At 69.3% G+C, this 16837-nt stretch carries 21 protein-coding genes and 1 pseudogene; 14 read left to right on the top strand and 8 right to left on the bottom strand.

From position 1 onward, the window contains the following. Positions 1 to 62 precede the first annotated feature (62 nt). The 3 genes from AB0472_RS20655 to AB0472_RS20645 are packed head-to-tail and all read right to left on the bottom strand — an operon-like array spanning position 63 to position 2612. Positions 63 to 845, bottom strand: a complete 783-nt coding sequence (locus tag AB0472_RS20655) for an ABC transporter permease (RefSeq protein ID WP_366357920.1) — start codon at positions 843 to 845, stop codon at positions 63 to 65. Continuing rightward, a complete protein-coding gene (locus AB0472_RS20650; RefSeq protein ID WP_366357919.1) occupies positions 842 to 1765 on the bottom strand; it encodes an ABC transporter ATP-binding protein in 924 nt (307 codons plus the stop codon). Before AB0472_RS20650 ends, AB0472_RS20655 begins: the two co-directional genes overlap by 4 nt. Positions 1766 to 1811: 46 nt before the next feature. Continuing rightward, the gene (locus tag AB0472_RS20645; RefSeq protein ID WP_366357918.1) at positions 1812 to 2612 is read right to left on the bottom strand and encodes an AAC(3) family N-acetyltransferase; all 801 of its coding nucleotides are present in this window, start codon (positions 2610 to 2612) and stop codon (positions 1812 to 1814) included. A gap of 184 nt (positions 2613 to 2796) precedes the next feature. Here AB0472_RS20645 and AB0472_RS20640 point away from each other — a divergent pair, with 184 nt between their 5' ends. The 8 genes from AB0472_RS20640 (at position 2797) to AB0472_RS20605 (ending at position 9392) form a co-directional block, all read left to right on the top strand. Then, positions 2797 to 3531, top strand: a complete 735-nt coding sequence (locus tag AB0472_RS20640) for a metalloregulator ArsR/SmtB family transcription factor (RefSeq protein WP_366357917.1) — start codon at positions 2797 to 2799, stop codon at positions 3529 to 3531. Further along, positions 3528 to 4949, top strand: coding sequence for a Fe-S cluster assembly protein SufB (gene sufB / locus AB0472_RS20635; RefSeq protein ID WP_093504531.1), 1422 nt, complete (start codon positions 3528 to 3530; stop codon positions 4947 to 4949). Before AB0472_RS20640 ends, sufB begins: the two co-directional genes overlap by 4 nt. Positions 4950 to 5127: 178 nt before the next feature. Beyond that, entirely contained in the window at positions 5128 to 6228 is a 1101-nt protein-coding gene (gene sufD, locus AB0472_RS20630) for a Fe-S cluster assembly protein SufD (RefSeq protein ID WP_366358089.1), read from the top strand. Continuing rightward, the gene (locus tag AB0472_RS20625) at positions 6225 to 6551 is read left to right on the top strand and encodes a non-heme iron oxygenase ferredoxin subunit (RefSeq protein WP_352355528.1); all 327 of its coding nucleotides are present in this window, start codon (positions 6225 to 6227) and stop codon (positions 6549 to 6551) included. Before sufD ends, AB0472_RS20625 begins: the two co-directional genes overlap by 4 nt. 8 nt (positions 6552 to 6559) lie before the next feature. After that, a complete protein-coding gene (gene sufC, locus AB0472_RS20620; RefSeq protein WP_366357916.1) occupies positions 6560 to 7324 on the top strand; it encodes a Fe-S cluster assembly ATPase SufC in 765 nt (254 codons plus the stop codon). Further along, the gene (locus AB0472_RS20615; RefSeq protein WP_366357915.1) at positions 7321 to 8577 is read left to right on the top strand and encodes a cysteine desulfurase; all 1257 of its coding nucleotides are present in this window, start codon (positions 7321 to 7323) and stop codon (positions 8575 to 8577) included. Before sufC ends, AB0472_RS20615 begins: the two co-directional genes overlap by 4 nt. Before the next feature lie 18 nt (positions 8578 to 8595). Next, complete coding sequence (sufU, locus tag AB0472_RS20610) at positions 8596 to 9063, top strand: Fe-S cluster assembly sulfur transfer protein SufU (RefSeq protein ID WP_366357914.1); 468 nt, start codon at positions 8596 to 8598, stop codon at positions 9061 to 9063. Next, on the top strand, positions 9060 to 9392 hold the full coding sequence (locus AB0472_RS20605; RefSeq protein WP_037743875.1) for a metal-sulfur cluster assembly factor: 333 nt from the start codon (positions 9060 to 9062) through the stop codon (positions 9390 to 9392). The genes sufU and AB0472_RS20605 overlap by 4 nt, the downstream gene beginning before the upstream one ends. A gap of 57 nt (positions 9393 to 9449) precedes the next feature. Here AB0472_RS20605 and AB0472_RS20600 read toward each other — a convergent pair whose 3' ends face one another. Beyond that, positions 9450 to 10325: an AbfB domain-containing protein gene (locus tag AB0472_RS20600; protein ID WP_366357913.1), complete on the bottom strand. Its 876-nt coding sequence runs from the start codon at positions 10323 to 10325 to the stop codon at positions 9450 to 9452. A gap of 278 nt (positions 10326 to 10603) precedes the next feature. On the opposite strand from AB0472_RS20600, the gene AB0472_RS20595 reads away from it, so the two are divergent. From AB0472_RS20595 to dapD, 3 genes are all read left to right on the top strand, one after another. Continuing rightward, on the top strand, positions 10604 to 10924 hold the full coding sequence (locus tag AB0472_RS20595) for a multidrug efflux SMR transporter (protein ID WP_366357912.1): 321 nt from the start codon (positions 10604 to 10606) through the stop codon (positions 10922 to 10924). Beyond that, positions 10924 to 11460, top strand: a complete 537-nt coding sequence (locus AB0472_RS20590; RefSeq protein ID WP_366357911.1) for a TetR family transcriptional regulator — start codon at positions 10924 to 10926, stop codon at positions 11458 to 11460. The genes AB0472_RS20595 and AB0472_RS20590 overlap by 1 nt, the downstream gene beginning before the upstream one ends. Before the next feature lie 85 nt (positions 11461 to 11545). After that, positions 11546 to 12535, top strand: coding sequence for a 2,3,4,5-tetrahydropyridine-2,6-dicarboxylate N-succinyltransferase (dapD, locus tag AB0472_RS20585; protein WP_366357910.1), 990 nt, complete (start codon positions 11546 to 11548; stop codon positions 12533 to 12535). A 240-nt stretch (positions 12536 to 12775) separates the two neighbouring features. Here dapD and AB0472_RS20580 read toward each other — a convergent pair whose 3' ends face one another. After that, a complete protein-coding gene (locus AB0472_RS20580) occupies positions 12776 to 13531 on the bottom strand; it encodes a GntR family transcriptional regulator (protein ID WP_366357909.1) in 756 nt (251 codons plus the stop codon). A gap of 78 nt (positions 13532 to 13609) precedes the next feature. Here AB0472_RS20580 and AB0472_RS20575 point away from each other — a divergent pair, with 78 nt between their 5' ends. Both AB0472_RS20575 and AB0472_RS20570 read left to right on the top strand, forming a co-directional pair. Further along, on the top strand, positions 13610 to 13888 hold the full coding sequence (locus tag AB0472_RS20575) for a hypothetical protein (RefSeq protein ID WP_366357908.1): 279 nt from the start codon (positions 13610 to 13612) through the stop codon (positions 13886 to 13888). Positions 13889 to 14481: 593 nt separating this feature from the next. Then, entirely contained in the window at positions 14482 to 14796 is a 315-nt protein-coding gene (locus AB0472_RS20570) for a hypothetical protein (protein WP_366357907.1), read from the top strand. Positions 14797 to 15011: 215 nt separating this feature from the next. On the opposite strand, the gene AB0472_RS20565 is transcribed toward AB0472_RS20570, so the two are convergent. After that, positions 15012 to 15254, bottom strand: a complete 243-nt coding sequence (locus tag AB0472_RS20565) for a hypothetical protein (RefSeq protein WP_366357906.1) — start codon at positions 15252 to 15254, stop codon at positions 15012 to 15014. Between the two features lie 393 nt (positions 15255 to 15647). Continuing rightward, positions 15648 to 15791 (bottom strand): hypothetical protein, encoded by a 144-nt coding sequence (locus AB0472_RS20560; protein ID WP_366357905.1) that lies wholly within the window; start codon positions 15789 to 15791, stop codon positions 15648 to 15650. A gap of 130 nt (positions 15792 to 15921) precedes the next feature. Here AB0472_RS20560 and AB0472_RS20555 point away from each other — a divergent pair, with 130 nt between their 5' ends. Continuing rightward, positions 15922 to 16662, top strand: a complete 741-nt coding sequence (locus AB0472_RS20555) for a class I SAM-dependent methyltransferase (RefSeq protein WP_366357904.1) — start codon at positions 15922 to 15924, stop codon at positions 16660 to 16662. Positions 16663 to 16708: 46 nt separating this feature from the next. Here the strand turns inward: AB0472_RS20555 and AB0472_RS20550 are convergent. Beyond that, a pseudogene (locus tag AB0472_RS20550) lies at positions 16709 to 16837 on the bottom strand (IS481 family transposase); the annotation flags it as partial.

Here is a 16837-nt window from a genome sequence, read left to right as displayed (position 1 = left end):
GCTGGGCACGAACGTCACTCACGTGGCCCAGTGACGGCTTCCGTTCCGCCGCGGCCGGGCCGTCACTCCCAGCGGAAGAACCTCCCGGCCGCCGCCAGCGCGACCACCGCCCACACCGCGAGGATCCCCAGGTCGCCCCAGGGCGTCCCGGCCCCGTGCTGGAGCACGTCGCGCAGCCCGTCCGACAGCGCGGAGACGGGCAGCAGGCCGAGCACGTGCTGGGCCCCGCCGAACTTGTCCAGCGGGACGATGACCCCGCCGCCCACGAGCAGCAGCAGGAACACCAGGTTGGCGGCGGCCAGGGTCGCCTCCGCCTTCAGGGTGCCCGCCATCAGGAGGCCGAGGCCGGAGAAGGCGGCCGTGCCGAGGACCAGGAGGAGCAGGACGGTGAGGGGGTTGCCGTGCGGGGACCAGCCGAGGGCGAGGGCGATCACCGTCAGGAGGATCACCTGGAGCACCTCGGTGACCAGGACCGACGCCGTCTTCGCCGTCATCAGGCCCCAGCGGGGCAGCGGGGAGGAGGCGAGGCGCTTGAGGACGCCGTAGCGGCGCTCGAAGCCGGTCGCGATGGCCTGGCCGGTGAAGGCCGTGGACATGACGGCGAGGGCGAGGATGCCGGGCGCCAGGAAGTCGACCGACTTGCCGGACCCGGTGTCGACGATGTCGGCCGAGCTGAACAGCACGAGGAGGAGGGTGGGGATCACCACCGTCAGCAGGAGCTGCTCGCCGTTGCGGAGCAGCATCCGCGTCTCCAGCGCCGCCTGCGCCGCGATCATGCGGGGGAGCGGGGCGGCGCCCGGCCGGGGGGTGAAGGTTCCGGTACCGGTGTCGGTCGTGGTGGTCATGAGCGCAGCTCCTTGCCCGTGAGCTCCAGGAAGACGTCCTCCAGCGTGTGCCGCTCGACCGAGATGCGGTCGGGCATCACCCCGTGCTGGGCGCACCACGACGTCACCGTCGCCAGCAGTTGCGGGTTGATCTTGCCGACGACCCGGTAGGAGCCCGGGGTCAGCTCGGCGGCCGTGGAGTCGGCCGGCAGCGCCTTGAGGAGGGAGGCGACGTCGAGGCCCGGGCGGCCGGTGAACCGCAGGGTGTTCTCCGCGCCGCCCTTGCACAGTTCCTCGGGGGAGCCCTTGGCGATCACCCGGCCGGCGTCGATGACGGCGACGTCGTCGGCGAGCTGCTCGGCCTCCTCCATGTAGTGCGTGGTGAGGATGACCGAGACGCCGTCGGCGCGCAGGTCCCGGACCAGGTCCCAGGTGGCGTGGCGGGCCTGCGGGTCGAGGCCGGCCGTCGGCTCGTCGAGGAAGACCAGCTCCGGGCGGCCGACCACGGCCATGGCGAGCGCGAGGCGCTGCTGCTGGCCGCCGGAGAGGCGCCGGTACGACGTCCGGCCGCAGCTGCCGAGGCCCAGCCGCTCCATCAGCGCGTCCACGTCCAGCGGATGCGCGTGCAGCTTCGCCACGTGCCGCAGCATCTCGTCGGCGCGGGCGCCCGAGTAGACGCCCCCGGACTGGAGCATCACGCCGACTCTGGGGCGCAGCTCGGCGGACTGGCGCACGGGATCGAGGCCCAGGACGCGCACCGCGCCGGAGTCCGGCTTGCGGTACCCCTCGCAGGTCTCGATCGTGGTCGTCTTGCCCGCCCCGTTGGGGCCGAGGACGGCGGTCACGCCCGCCTCGGCGGTCAGGGAGAGGCCGTCCACAGCGGTCTTGGTGCCGTACCGCTTCACCAGGTCCCGCACCTGGACCACCGGCTCACTTCGCATGGTGACAGAGTCTAAGGACGCCGGCCGTCACCCGGACGGCCGGGTGCTAGATCTCCTCCTCACGGGGACGGTGTACGGACAGCCACCGCTCGGCGTAGGCCACGGCTTCCGCCACGGGGAAGAGTCGGGCGTCCGCCGCGCCGACCTCCCCGCGGGCGACGACACTCCGGTCGCGTTCGAAGTCGTAGCCCAGTTCGTCGAAGCGGTCCGAGGTGATCGACACCTCGATGACCTCCTCCCAGCCGCCGGGGGCGGGGCGGCCGACCCGGACGCACGGGGAGGGGATCCGGTACTCGGCGAGATGGAAGCTGGTGCAGGTGGCGTAGCCGGTGCCCAGCATGAGCACGCGTGCGTCCAGCTTCTCCAGCCGGGCCAGCGGACTCCGCTCGCCGAGCCGGCAGTCGGCGGCGTGACCGTCGACGATCTGCGCCGCCCGCGGGCCGACGGCCGCGAAGGAGGTCTGCGGGTGGGCGCTGCGCAGGGCGCCCGGCCAGGTCCGCACGGTCTCCGGGACCACGCCGACGCCGCGGGCGGGGGTGGTGCGGGGGTCGTACGGCGGCATGGTGGCCCGGATCGTCTCCCACCACTCCTCGGGCACCGGCGGATTGCGCCACACCGCGGGATCCGAGAGGTCGCCGGTCTGGGTGGGGACCACCAGGGTGCCGTCCGGGCCGAGAGCGTCCAGGAGCGCCTGGACGACGGCGACGGCCCCGCCGTTCACCCAGCCGAGGGAACTGAGCGAGGTGTGTGCGAGGAGGGTCTCGCCGGACTTGACACCGAGGGCGCGAAGCTGCTGCGCGAGGCCGTGCCGGGTGACAAGAGGGCCGGTCGGAGGGGGTGTGGGCATGGTTCGGGAGTGTTCCGGAGGGACCGGTCGCGCGCCAGCGAATTGGCTGCGGGATGATCGATCAAAGATCGTTTCCGCAGGTCAGGGCCGATGCTTGGTTAGGTATACCTAAGTGATGCAGGGCACCGTCCTGTCGCCCGGACGCCGCTTGCCTGGCTCTGAGGAATTACGCAACAATGGCGTTGTGAAAAACGTCGGCGAGGCTCGGGAGACCCCCACGGGGACCCCGCAGGAAGAGCTCGCGACCGGTGAGCGCTCGACGCGCAACCGGGTCGCGCGGTCGATCCTGGACCACGGGCCGTCGACCGTCACCGAGCTGGCCGGACGCCTCGGCCTGACCCCCGCGGCCGTCCGCCGCCATCTGGACGCGCTGGTCGCCGACGACGTCGTGGCCCCGCGCGAGCAGCGCGTGTACGGCGCGCGCACCCGCGGCCGGCCCGCCAAGGTCTTCGCGCTCACCGACTGCGGCCGGGACGCCTTCGACCAGTCGTACGACAAGCTCGCCGCCGACGCGCTGCGCTGGATCGCCGAGCAGGGTGGCGGTCAGGAGGCGGTCGCCGCCTTCGCACGGGCCCGGATCGCCGCCCAGGCGAGCGTGTACCGCGAGGCGATCGAGGGCGTGGCCCCGGACGAGCGCACCGAAGCGCTGGCCAAGGCCCTGAGCCTGGACGGGTACGCTGCAACGGCGCGCACCGCACCGGTCGGCGAGCAGCTGTGCCAGCACCACTGCCCGGTCGCCCACGTCGCGGAGCAGTTCCCCCAGCTGTGCGAGGCGGAGACGGAGATCTTCGCTGAGCTGCTCGGAACGCACGTCCAGCGACTGGCGACCATCGCGCACGGCGACGGCGTCTGCACGACGTTCATCCCCAAGATTTCCACTGACGCATCTGCTAGCACGGCCGGGAGGAACCCCGCATGACTCTCCCCACGGAGACTGCCCACCCTGAGCTCGAGGGCCTGGGCAAGTACGAATACGGCTGGGCCGACTCCGACACGGCCGGCGCCTCCGCCAAGCGTGGCATCAACGAGGACGTCGTCCGGGACATCTCCGCGAAGAAGTCCGAGCCGGAGTGGATGACCAAGCTCCGCCTCAAGGGTCTGCGCCTCTTCGAGAAGAAGCCCATGCCGAACTGGGGCTCCGACCTCTCCGGCATCGACTTCGACAACATCAAGTACTTCGTGCGCTCCACGGAGAAGCAGGCGGAGTCCTGGGAGGACCTGCCCGAGGACATCAAGAACACCTACGACAAGCTGGGCATCCCGGAGGCGGAGAAGCAGCGCCTGGTCGCCGGTGTCGCCGCCCAGTACGAGTCGGAGGTCGTGTACCACCAGATCCGTGAGGACCTGGAGGAGCAGGGCGTCATCTTCCTCGACACCGACACCGCGCTGAAGGAGCACCCGGACCTCTTCAAGGAGTACTTCGGGACCGTCATCCCGGTCGGCGACAACAAGTTCGCCTCGCTGAACACCGCCGTGTGGTCGGGCGGCTCCTTCATCTACGTCCCGCCGGGCGTCCACGTGGAGATCCCGCTCCAGGCCTACTTCCGGATCAACACGGAGAACATGGGCCAGTTCGAGCGGACCCTGATCATCGTCGACGAGGGTGCCTACGTGCACTACGTCGAGGGCTGCACGGCCCCGATCTACAAGTCGGACTCGCTGCACTCCGCGGTCGTCGAGATCATCGTCAAGAAGAACGCCCGCTGCCGCTACACGACCATCCAGAACTGGTCGAACAACGTCTACAACCTGGTCACCAAGCGTGCCGTCGCCTACGAGGGCGCCACCATGGAGTGGATCGACGGCAACATCGGCTCCAAGGTGACGATGAAGTACCCGGCCGTCTACCTGATGGGCGAGCACGCCAAGGGCGAGACCCTCTCCATCGCCTTCGCGGGCGAGGGCCAGCACCAGGACGCCGGTTCCAAGATGGTCCACATGGCGCCGAACACGTCGTCCAACATCGTGTCGAAGTCCGTGGCGCGCGGCGGTGGCCGCACCTCCTACCGCGGCCTGGTCGAGATCGGCGAGGGCGCCGCCGGATCCAAGTCGAACGTGCTGTGCGACGCGCTGCTCGTCGACACGATCTCCCGTTCCGACACGTACCCCTACGTGGACGTCCGCGAGGACGACGTGTCCATGGGCCACGAGGCGACCGTCTCCAAGGTCTCCGAGGACCAGCTCTTCTACCTGATGAGCCGCGGCCTGACCGAGTTCGAGGCGATGGCGATGATCGTCCGCGGCTTCGTCGAGCCGATCGCCAAGGAACTGCCCATGGAGTACGCCCTCGAACTCAACCGGCTGATCGAGCTCCAGATGGAAGGCGCGGTCGGCTAAGCGACCGCCGTCACCGTCACGCCACACACGATTTCCGAAAGCGAGCACTACGACAGCCATGGCTGAGGCTCAGAACTCCCCCACCTCCGGCTTCGCTTCGGCGGGGGGACCCCCATCGGTGGGCTCCACCACCGCCGGCGCCATCGCGGTGGCCGCCGAGTCGACCGTCGCCACGCGCATGAGCGCGCCCCCGTCCTTCGACGTCGCGGACTTCCCGGTCCCGCACGGCCGTGAGGAGGAGTGGCGGTTCACCCCGCTGGAGCGCCTGCGCGGGCTGCACGACGGCACGGCGGTCGCCACCGGCGACAGCCTGAAGGTGGCGGTGGAGGCCCCTGAGGGCGTCACCGTCGAGCTGGTCGGCCGCGACGACCCCCGGCTCGGCCGGGCCGGCGCCCCGGTGGACCGGGTCGCCGCCCAGGCGTACTCCGCCTTCGAGCAGGCCGGCGTGGTCACCGTCCCCAAGGAGACGGTGCTCACCGAGCCGATCCGGATCAGCGTGCACGGCCAGGGCGGCGTCGCCTTCGGCCACCAGGTCATCGAACTGGGCGCCTTCGCCGAGGCCGTCGTCGTCATCGACCACACCGGTGACGTGGTCACCGCCGCCAACGTCGAGTACGTCCTCGGCGACGGCGCCAAGCTCACCGTCGTCTCCGTCCAGGACTGGGACGACAAGGCCGTCCACGTGGCCCAGCACAACGCCCTGGTCGGCCGCGACGCCAGCTTCAAGTCCGTGGTCGTCACCTTCGGCGGCGACGTCGTACGGCTGCACCCGCGCGTCGCCTACGCCGGCACCGGCGGCGAGGCCGAGCTGTACGGCCTGTACTTCACCGACGCCGGGCAGCACCAGGAGCACCGCCTCCTGGTCGACCACAACACCCCGCACTGCAAGTCCAACGTCGCCTACAAGGGCGCCCTCCAGGGCGAGGACGCGCACGCGGTGTGGATCGGTGACGTCCTCATCGAGGCCAAGGCCGAGGGCACCGACACCTACGAGATGAACCGCAACCTGGTCCTCACGGACGGCGCGCGCGTCGACTCGGTGCCGAACCTGGAGATCGAGACCGGCGAGATCGTCGGCGCCGGCCACGCCTCCGCCACCGGCCGCTTCGACGACGAGCAGCTCTTCTACCTGATGGCCCGCGGCATCCCGCAGCACGAGGCCCGCCGCCTCGTCGTCCGCGGCTTCTTCGCCGAGCTGGTCCAGCAGATCGGTGTCGCCGACATCGAGGAGCGCCTGCTCGCCAAGATCGAGGAGGAGCTGGAGGCCTCGGTCGCATGACGTCGACTGCGTACGTACGCGCCTGCGGGCTGAGCGAGCTGGAGGAGGACACCCCGAAGCGGGTGGAACTCGACGGCACGCCGGTCTCGGTCGTGAAGACCGAGGGAGAGGTGTTCGCGATCTACGACATCTGCTCCCACGCCAACGTCTCGCTCTCCGAGGGCGAGGTGGAGGACTGCCAGATCGAGTGCTGGCTGCACGGCTCCAGCTTCGACCTGCGCACCGGCAAGCCGTCCGGCCTCCCGGCCACGCGCCCCGTCCCCGTTTACCCCGTAAAGATCGAAGGGGACGACGTGCTCGTCTCCCTCACCCAGGAGTCCTGAGGCAATCCATGGCAACGCTTGAAATCCGAGACCTGCACGTCACCGTCGAGGCCGACAACGCCACGAAGGAGATCCTCAAGGGCGTCGACCTCACCGTGAAGCAGGGCGAGACGCACGCCATCATGGGCCCCAACGGCTCCGGCAAGTCGACCCTCGCCTACTCGCTCGCGGGTCACCCGAAGTACACGATCACCGGCGGCTCCGTCACCCTCGACGGCGAGGACGTCCTGGAGATGTCCGTCGACGAGCGCGCCCGCGCCGGCCTGTTCCTGGCGATGCAGTACCCGGTCGAGGTCCCCGGCGTCTCGGTCTCCAACTTCCTGCGCACCTCCGCCACCGCCGTCCGCGGCGAGGCCCCCAAGCTGCGCACCTGGGTGAAGGAGGTCAAGGAGGCCATGGAGCGCCTCAACATGGACCAGTCCTTCGCCGAGCGCAACGTCAACGAGGGCTTCTCCGGCGGTGAGAAGAAGCGCCACGAGATCCTCCAGCTCGAACTGCTCAAGCCGAAGATCGCGATCCTCGACGAGACCGACTCCGGCCTCGACGTCGACGCCCTTCGCATCGTCTCCGAGGGTGTCAACCGCGTCCGCGAGACCGGCGAGGTCGGCACCCTGCTGATCACGCACTACACGCGCATCCTGCGCTACATCAAGCCCGACTTCGTCCACGTCTTCTCGGCCGGCCGGATCGTCGAGTCCGGCGGCGCCGAGCTCGCCGACAAGCTGGAGGACGAGGGCTACGAGGCATACACGAAGGGTGGCGTATCCGCGTGACACAGTTGCCGGGCCTCCTCGACACCGAGGCGATCCGCAAGGACTTCCCCGTCCTGGACCGCCTGGTCCACGACGGCAAGAAGCTCGTGTACCTGGACAACGCGGCTACCAGCCAGAAGCCGCGCCAGGTACTGGACGTCCTCAGCGAGTACTACGAGCGCCACAACGCCAACGTCCACCGCGGTGTGCATGTGCTCGCCGAGGAGGCCACGGCGATGTACGAGGGCGCCCGCGACAAGGTCGCGGAGTTCATCAACGCGCCCAGCCGCGACGAGGTGATCTTCACCAAGAACGCCTCCGAGTCGCTGAACCTCGTGGCCAACATGCTCGGCTGGGCCGACGAGCCCTACCGGGTGGACCACGAGACCGAGATCGTCATCACGGAGATGGAGCACCACTCCAACATCGTGCCCTGGCAGCTGCTCGCGCAGCGCACCGGCGCGAAGCTGAAGTGGTTCGGCCTCACCGACGACGGCCGCCTCGACCTGTCCAACATCGACGAGGTCATCACCGAGAAGACGAAGATCGTCTCCTTCGTGCTGGTCTCCAACATCCTGGGCACGGTCAACCCGGTCGAGGCGATAGTGCGCCGCGCCCAGGAGGTCGGCGCCCTCGTCTGCATCGACGCCTCCCAGGCCGCGCCCCACATGCCGCTGGACGTCCAGGCCCTGCAGGCCGACTTCGTGGCCTTCACCGGCCATAAGATGTGCGGCCCGACCGGCATCGGCGTCCTCTGGGGCCGCCAGGAGCTGCTGGAGGACCTGCCGCCGTTCCTCGGCGGCGGCGAGATGATCGAGACCGTGTCGATGCACTCGTCGACGTACGCCCCGGCGCCCCACAAGTTCGAGGCGGGCACCCCGCCGGTTGCCCAGGCGGTCGGTCTCGGCGCGGCCATCGACTACCTCAACGCCATCGGCATGGACAAGATCCTCGCCCATGAGCACGCGCTGACCGAGTACGCGGTGCAGCAGCTCCAGCAGGTCCCGGACCTGCGGATCATCGGCCCCACCACGGCCGAGGACCGCGGCGCCGCGATCTCCTTCACCCTCGGGGACATCCACCCGCACGACGTGGGCCAGGTCCTCGACGAGCAGGGCATCGCGGTCCGGGTCGGCCACCACTGCGCACGGCCCGTCTGCCTGCGGTACGGAATTCCTGCGACCACGCGAGCGTCGTTCTATCTGTACTCCACTCCGGCCGAGATCGACGCTCTGGTCGAGGGACTGGAGCACGTACGGAACTTCTTCGGCTGAAGGGCGTGAGCTGAAACCGTGAAGCTGGACTCGATGTACCAGGAAGTCATCCTGGACCACTACAAGCACCCGCACGGGCGTGGTCTCAGGGATGGCGACGCCGAGGTGCACCATGTGAACCCGACGTGCGGCGACGAGATCACCCTCCGAGTGAAGTACGACGGCACGACGATCGAGGACGTCTCGTACGAGGGCCAGGGCTGCTCCATCAGCCAGGCCTCGGCCTCCGTGCTGAACGACCTGCTGGTCGGCAAGGACCTGGCGGACGCCCGGAAGATCCAGGAGACCTTCCTGGAGCTGATGCAGTCCAAGGGCCGGCTGGAGCCCGACGACGCGATGGAGGAGGTGCTGGAGGACGCGGTCGCGTTCGCCGGTGTCTCCAAGTACCCGGCCCGGGTCAAGTGCGCCCTCCTCAGCTGGATGGCGTGGAAGGACGCGACGGCCCAGGTGCTGGGTGGCGCCGAAGCCGAAAGGAAGACGGCATGAGCGAGACCGTTGAGATGAAGCCGGCCTCGGAGGAGGAACTCCGCGAGGCGCTGTACGACGTCGTCGACCCCGAACTGGGCATCGACGTCGTCAACCTCGGGCTGATCTACGGCATCCACATCGACGACGCGAACATCGCGACGATCGACATGACCCTGACGTCGGCGGCCTGCCCGCTGACCGACGTCATCGAGGACCAGGCCAAGTCCGCCACCGACGGCCTCGTCAACGAGCTGCGGATCAACTGGGTCTGGATGCCCCCGTGGGGCCCCGACAAGATCACCGACGACGGCCGCGAGCAGCTGCGGGCGCTCGGGTTCAACGTCTGAGATTCCGGCACACGAAAGCGGCGGCACCCTGCCCGGGTGCCGCCGCTTCGTCGTGTCTCAGCTCAGCCCGTCCACGAGGTCGAAGAAGAAGTCCTGGCGGTTGGTCGTGTTGTAGCCGTACGGGTCCAGGCGCAGCTGGAAGTTCTTGTGGCGCAGGGCGTAGTTGGGGTAATTCACCGACTGGAACAGCACGTCGTCCGAGTACGGCGACTTCTGGGGGCAGAAGGTGGCGTCCTGCTGGAAGAGGCCGCTGCCGTCGTTGCTCTCGGCGCGCAGCACGAAGTTCTGGTGACGCAGGTACAGCCCGTCGTGCGTGGCGAAGGAGTAACAGGAGGCGTTCGCCAGGCCCTTGACCAGCTCGAAGGTCGAGTCCTCGCGGGACTCGGAGCCGCGGGGCTGGTCGAGGTACACGTAGCTGCCGCTCACGTGCCAGTAACGGTCCGGGTAGTTGACCGAGCGGACCGACTTCCCGGAGCTGCCGGGCTGCTGCCCCGAGCCGCCCGAGCTGCCCGAGCCGCCGGACGTCCCCTTGGCGGGCGTGGACTTGGACGGCTTCGCGCCGGACGGCGAGCTCTTCGGGCCGGCGCCGGGCGAGGTGGCCGTCGCCGTGGCGGACGTGGACGCGGTCGGTGAGGTCGCCGACATCCCCGACGTGCCCTTGGGCGGGGATGTCGGGTTCGACGCCGACGGCGAGGCGAAGGAGAGCAGACCGGGGCCGTTGTCGGTGTTCGCGGACACCGTCGGACCGGCCGATGACGTCTTGTCAGGGGCGTTGTGGCCGACGGCTATCGCCGTGACGCAGGCGACGACGGTGGCGATGGCCAGCGTGCCCGCCAGCCAGAGTCTTCGGGTTCCGGGAGCCCGGGAGGTGTCGGGGGCCCAGCCGTTCTCCCAGGCGGGATGCGGCGGGGGTTGGGGGGTGGCTTCTGGCATGCGCGTTTCCTCCAGCGGCGCCAAGGCAGCGGCGGCCGGGGGTGTGAAGGTGAAATGGGTGAACTGTGAAGCAGTCGTGGATCACAGAGGTGCACACACTAGTGGAGTCACGGGGCTGCGGGGAGCCGTTTCAGCTAGCGGTTTCTATGAGCATTGAACATCCTCGTGCGGCGCTCCGGGGACCGAACGGCTTACCCCAGCCCCCTCGTTGAGGACAGGCGGATGTGTCCCGATGTGGTTGTGTACTGCCGTACACATCGTTGCGTACACTCGTACACATGGGATACCTGACGCTCGCCGGCGCCATAGCCGCCGAGGTCGCCGCCACGACGGCGATGAAGTACGCGGACGGCTTCAGCAGACTGTGGCCCTCGCTGCTGACGGCGCTGGGCTACCTGGTGTCGTTCCTGCTCCTGGCCCAGACGCTGAAGACCCTGTCGATCGGCACGGCGTACGCGATCTGGTCCGGGGTGGGCACCGCGACCATCGCCGTGCTGGGACTCCTGCTGTTCGGGGAGACGCTGACCCTGCTCAAGGTGGCCGGGATCGTGCTGATCATCGGGGGAGTGGTCGTCCTGAACCTGGGCGGCGCGCACTGATGCCACGGCGCTACGACCCCGACCGCCGCCTGCGGATCATCGACGCGGCGATCCGGGTGGTGGGTGAGAAGGGCCTGGCGGGGCTGAGCCACCGCTCGGTCGCCGCCGAGGCGGACGTGCCGCTCGGCTCGACGACGTACCACTTCAAGACCCTCGACGAGCTGATGGTCGCCGCACTGCGGCAGGCGAACGAGGGCTTCGCGAAGACGGTCGCCGCGCACGGCGGCCTGGACGACTCCTCGACGGACCTCGCCACCGCCCTCGCCCGGATCCTCGGTGACTGGCTGGGCGGCGACCGCACCTCCGTGGAGCTGGAGTACGAGCTCTACCTCGCCGCCCTGCGCCGCCCGGCCCTGCGCCCCGTCGCCGCCGAATGGGCCGACGACCTCGCCGCACGGCTGACCCGGCACACCGACCCGGTCACGGCGCGGGCGCTGGTCGCGCTGATGGACGGGATCTGCCTCCAGGTGCTGCTCACCGGGACGCCGTACGACGAGGGGTATGCGCGGGAGGTGCTGGGGCGGGTGATCCGCTGACCGGGAGACCGCGGCACGGACCGCCCCCTGAGACGCCCCGCACGCTGGTTCGCCTCGCGGGCCCCCGGCCGGTTAGGTTGCCCTCATGACCGACACGACTGCTCCTCGTCCCACCGGTGCCGCCGCCGCCGGCCTCGCCACGATCGCCGCCGCCGGCACCGTTCTCGACACCTGGTTCCCCGCCCCCGAACTCCTCGCCGAGCCCGGCCCGGCCGGCACCGAGCGGCTGTCGGCGGACAGGGCCGTGGCACTGCTCGGCGAGAGCGCCGGGAAGGCGATCGGTCCGGACGCCCGCCGTGGTGTCGAGGTCGTCGCGGTCCGTACGGTCATCTCCTCCCTCGACGACAAGCCCCTCGACACCCACGACGTCTACCTGCGCCTGCACCTGCTCTCGCACCGCCTGGTGAAGCCGCACGGGCAGAGCCTGGACGGCCTCTTCGGCCTGCTCGCCAACGTCGCCTGGACCTCCCTCGGCCCGGTGGCCGTCGACGACATCGAGCAGGTCCGGCTGAACGCCCGCGCCGAGGGCCTGCACCTGCAGGTGACCTCGATCGACAAGTTCCCCCGGATGACCGACTACGTCGCCCCGAAGGGCGTGCGCATCGCCGACGCCGACCGGGTCCGCCTCGGCGCGCACCTCTCCGAGGGCACCACCGTCATGCACGAGGGCTTCGTCAACTTCAACGCCGGCACGCTCGGCACCTCGATGGTCGAGGGCCGCATCTCGGCCGGCGTCGTGGTCGGCGACGGCTCGGACATCGGCGGCGGCGCCTCCACCATGGGCACGCTGTCCGGCGGCGGCAACGTCATCATCGCCATCGGCGAGCGCTGCCTGATCGGCGCCGAGGCGGGCGTCGGCATCGCCCTCGGCGACGAGTGCGTGGTCGAGGCCGGCCTCTACGTCACCGCGGGCACCCGCGTCACCATGCCCGACGGCCAGATCGTCAAGGCCCGCGAACTGAGCGGCGCCTCCAACATCCTCTTCCGCCGCAACTCGGTCACCGGCGCCGTCGAGGCCCGCCCGAACAACGCGGTCTGGGACGGCCTGAACGAGATCCTGCACAGCCACAACTGACGCGTGGCGGCCGTGACCTGCGGCCGCCTGACCGATCATCGCTCTGACCTGCTGCCGAGCTGTCGGCAGTTGTCGGCGTTGGTCACCGCTGAGCGCCCTTCCACGGCCCGAGGACGGCCCGGGGGAGGGCGCTCGCGTGCTTCCTCCGGACGGGATGTCGGCCCCCCCCCGGGGGGGCCATCAGCGTCCACGGAGGGAAGCAGCGACCCCGTCGGCTGCGGCAGGGCTATGAGCCTTGGACTATCGAATGATGGGGATCTCGTAGACGATCTCGCAGTGGGCGGCGGGCACGATGATGTCCGAGGTCTCCACGGGGAGTCCCTGGTCGCTGTAATAGGTCCGCCGGATGTGGGTGACGAGAGCGGCCTTCTGGATGCCGAGAAGCGAGGCTTCTTCGGCGGTGGCCTGCCGAGGCTCGGGCTGCTCCACGGCGTGGCTGACGGTGACCCCGATGGCAGCCATGCGGTTGACGACGCCCGTCCCGGCCTGCGGGCCGCCTTCGGGGAGGACGACGAGGGTGCCGGCGGTGAGGTCGTAGGGCTCCCAGCTCGTGGAGAACTGCACGGGCCTGCCGTCGGCCAGGAACTCATACGCGGTCCGCACGCACAAGTCCCCTTCTGCGATGCCCAGCCGCGCGCCGATGTCGGCGGGAGCGGGCACCTTGGCGTCGGTCCGGCTCTCCCAGTCGCCCTGCTTGCCGAGAGCCTTCATGTCCACACGGAACGGCGACCCCTGGGGCTGCTCGCGCGCCGAGGACCGGACGACCCGCACGCGCTGCCGGGGCTCGGCGACGTAGGTGCCCGATCCGGCTCGCCCCTCCAGCACGCCCTGTGAGATCAGCAGTTCCTGCGCCCGGCGGACGACGTTCTCGCCCACGCCGCACTCCTGGCCGATCTGCGCGCGGGAGGGGAGGCGGTCCCCCGGCTCCCACACATGCTCCGCGATCCGCCGCCGGAGCTCGTCGGCGATGCGGAGGTAAGGCGGTTGCTCAGACATGTGGAAAATCTAGTCCACTAGCTCTCATCTAGTTAACTAGCTTCACTGAAAGTGATCGCTGGTGACGGAGGCTGCCCTGTGCCCGCTTCGGGAGTCAGCGCGGCGGCCATCGCCGCCCGGCTGTCCGCCGTCGGGCTCCCCACGCGCGTGGAGGAACGCGCCGGCTTCACGTCGGTCGAAGCGGAGTTACCGGAATCGCTCTCCACCGAGTCGTGGAGGGAGGTCCTGGAGGTGGTGGCCGAAGCCGATCGGTTCGGGCTCCACGCCACCAGCCTGAGCGGCCGCACCCTCTGGGCGGTCGTACGCAAAGCGGTCCCCACGGCGGGCGATGCCGGGGGACCGAGCCATCAGCGATAGGAGCTGATTCAGCGTGGTCAACCGTATCCGCCGCGCCGTCGCCCGCACCAGGGCGCGGTACGTCCCTCAAGGCAGGCACCGCCGCCGCTTAGCGTCGTCCCGGCCATTGAGTGCCCCTGCCTCCTCTTCGCCCGTTGACAGGCCGACGATCGCTCTCGGACTGGTCCGCCGCTGGACGAGTCACCACTACCTGCTCAGAGGCGAGGACGTGGCGCTCGTACGCCCGTACGTGTTGGTCGGGGAGAAGCGAGTGCGGCGCCACCCGATGGACGCTGCGGTGCCCAGCGCACCAGCTGACAGCGGGTCGGTCTTTCTGGGAGTTGGCTGATGCCTCCTCGACAGCAGCTGCACGGCGCTGCCGAATCGGCCATCCCCTATCGGTCAGCTGCCTGCCGTGTCGGCACGCACCACGAGTGCGCGGAGTCTTCTCCGGCTTTGGCGCCGATCGACGTTCCGCTGATCTACGAGGCGTGCGACTGCTCGTGCCACACGGTGCCTGACCTCGGCTCTCAGGGAGTTGAAGCGGAGAGCAACTGGAGGCTCGGTGGTTCGTCGACATCCGACACCGACTATCGAGAGGCCGGCGCGCAGACATGACGGCACACAACGAGCTGAGGCTTCTTCCCTGGGCGGGGCCTGGTGGTAAGCCGTGCTACCTGAGCACCGATGACGTGGAGGGCTTCATGTCCCGCCTTGCGGACCATATCGAGGCGATACAGCTCGGCATGGCATCCGAACTTCTGAAGCAAGCGACTCCGGTACTCGATGACGAGACAGCGAATGGGGAGGAGTTGAGCCTTCTCGCCGCTCAGTTGGCCGGGGCATTGCGAGACGTGCTGCGCGTGGCCACCAGCCGCGGAAACCGCCATACGACCGGTTCGGACGAGGACGCGGAATCCGGCTTGTAACGCCCGCAGCGCAGAAAACCTTGCGCCGACTGAGCGGATGGAGCTGAGACCAGGGTGGGACGACCCTCAAGAGGCCAGGGGCGTCCCACCCTGCACACCTTCTGATCCGTAGCTCTGTAGAGATCGGTCATTGGGGGCTACACAGGCTGCAGGGAGGATCGTGAGTGCCGTGTCGGTCGCTGGCGGTCGCTGTACTTCGCTGCTGTACGGCCGTTTCAGCTAACTGGATCTTCAGTGTCGCTGCGCGGATCTTCGCTGGGTTCCGACTGCGGTCGTTTGGCGGAGCGGAAGCCGATCACGTACCCAAGGACGTAGGCGCCGAACACCAGCAGAGCGACCAGCGTAACCAATGCCCCCTTGCCACCGTGGATTGCCTTCCACGCCATCAAGGCCAGGAGAATGGTCAACAGTGCTAGTTGGAACCAGTGTCGCTTGCGAAGTCCACGTTGCTCCGCCACGGCAACCCCCTCTTGTCTGCACGGCCCGTAGCGCAGGTTACGTTGTAAGTCCCCGTCCTCTGTAGCACGAGAGCGGTACGGCCAGCGGATGGCCAACCGGCCCCGGCCGGCGCTCTCCGGCAGTGCTCAACTCATGGGCTGTAGTTCGCTGCGGCCTCAGGGCACGATCCCGGCGCCGAAGGCGCAGAGGGGTCCCCGGCAGGATTCGAACCTGCGACACCCGCTTTAGGAGTTCGGTCTACACCCGCCCCTGTGGCCGTGGACGGCTGTTCCGACGGTCGACCGGGGGTGCTGCTGTATTCCGCCGTCCGGCCTCGTTGATGTCAGAGTTGGATGTCAGTGAAACAGCTCCGGATCTGGGCAGACCTCCAACGGATCGTCCGGCCGGTCCGCTCACTGCCACCACGTGTGCCGGTCCGAGCACCGCCACAGCGCCCGGCAGGTCCGTCGGCCGTCGTCGTCCCGCCCGGCGAGCACCAGGCCGCCCGACCACAGGGGCTGGTCGCACTCGGGGCAGGGCGGAGCATCGTCGGCCATACGGAGAACCCCAGACAGGCTAGGGCTCGTCCGGCGGATCACGGGCCGAGCCAGGGCCGGACCGAGGCGAGGGCCGACCAGTGCCCTAATCGTGTTGACCGCCCCCGGCAGGCAGTGCTGGAGTCGGCACGTGGACAGCATCCCCGCCAACCGGCGGTTCTGGAACCGGATCAGCAGCGCCTACCAGCACGAGCACGACCCGCAGATCGGCGCCACACCCCGGTTGTGGGGCATGTACTCCATCCCCGACGCGCACCTGCACGCCCTGGGCGACGTCACCGGCAAGCGCGTCCTCGAACTCGGCTGCGGCGCCGGCCAGTGGTCCAGGGCGCTCGCCGCCGAGGGCGCCACCGTGGTCGGGCTCGACCTGTCCGAAGCCCAACTCGCCGCGGCGGCCCGTGCGATGGGAGCGGCCTGTTACCCGTTGGTGCAAGGCGCCGCGGAACAACTCCCCTTCGCCGCAGACAGCTTCGACCTGGTGTTCTGCGACTTCGGTGGGCTCAGCTGGGCGCCCCCGCACCTGGCCATCTCGCAGGCCGCACGCGTCTTGTGCCGAGGTGGGCGCCTGGTGTTCAACGTCGCCAGCCCATGGTTCGAAGCTTGCTACGACGAAGCCGCCAGCCGCGTGACCACGACGCTGCAGCAGGACTACTTCGGGCTGAACACCATTGCCGAAGACGACGGCGCGACCAGCTATCAGCTCACCTACGGCGACTGGGTCAAGGTCCTGCGCGGCGCGGGTCTCATCATCGACGACCTCATCGAGCCGCGGCCCGAACCCGGAACACCCAACGGCTACAACGAAACCGACCCACCCGACTGGGCACACCGCTGGCCGGCGGAACTGCTCTGGGTAACCCACAAACCGTAAGTTCCGCCGCGCCGAGACGTGAAGGCATCCCCTCGCCGGACAGGCCCTAGCCGTATTGACCCGAAGCGTTGTTCACACGGCTGATCGGTGGGTGGCCGCCGAGTGCGGTGTGGCAGCGGTGGTGGTTGTAGGTGTGCAGAAAGTCTGCCAGGGCCGCGGTCCGCTCGTCGTTGCT

Source organism: Streptomyces sp. NPDC086777, from assembly GCF_040702065.1.
In the GTDB taxonomy this organism is placed as follows: Bacteria; Actinomycetota; Actinomycetes; order Streptomycetales; family Streptomycetaceae; genus Streptomyces.
The sequence above is the reverse complement of the archived record's forward strand: the minus strand, read 5'-3'. Positions and strand labels throughout refer to the sequence as shown.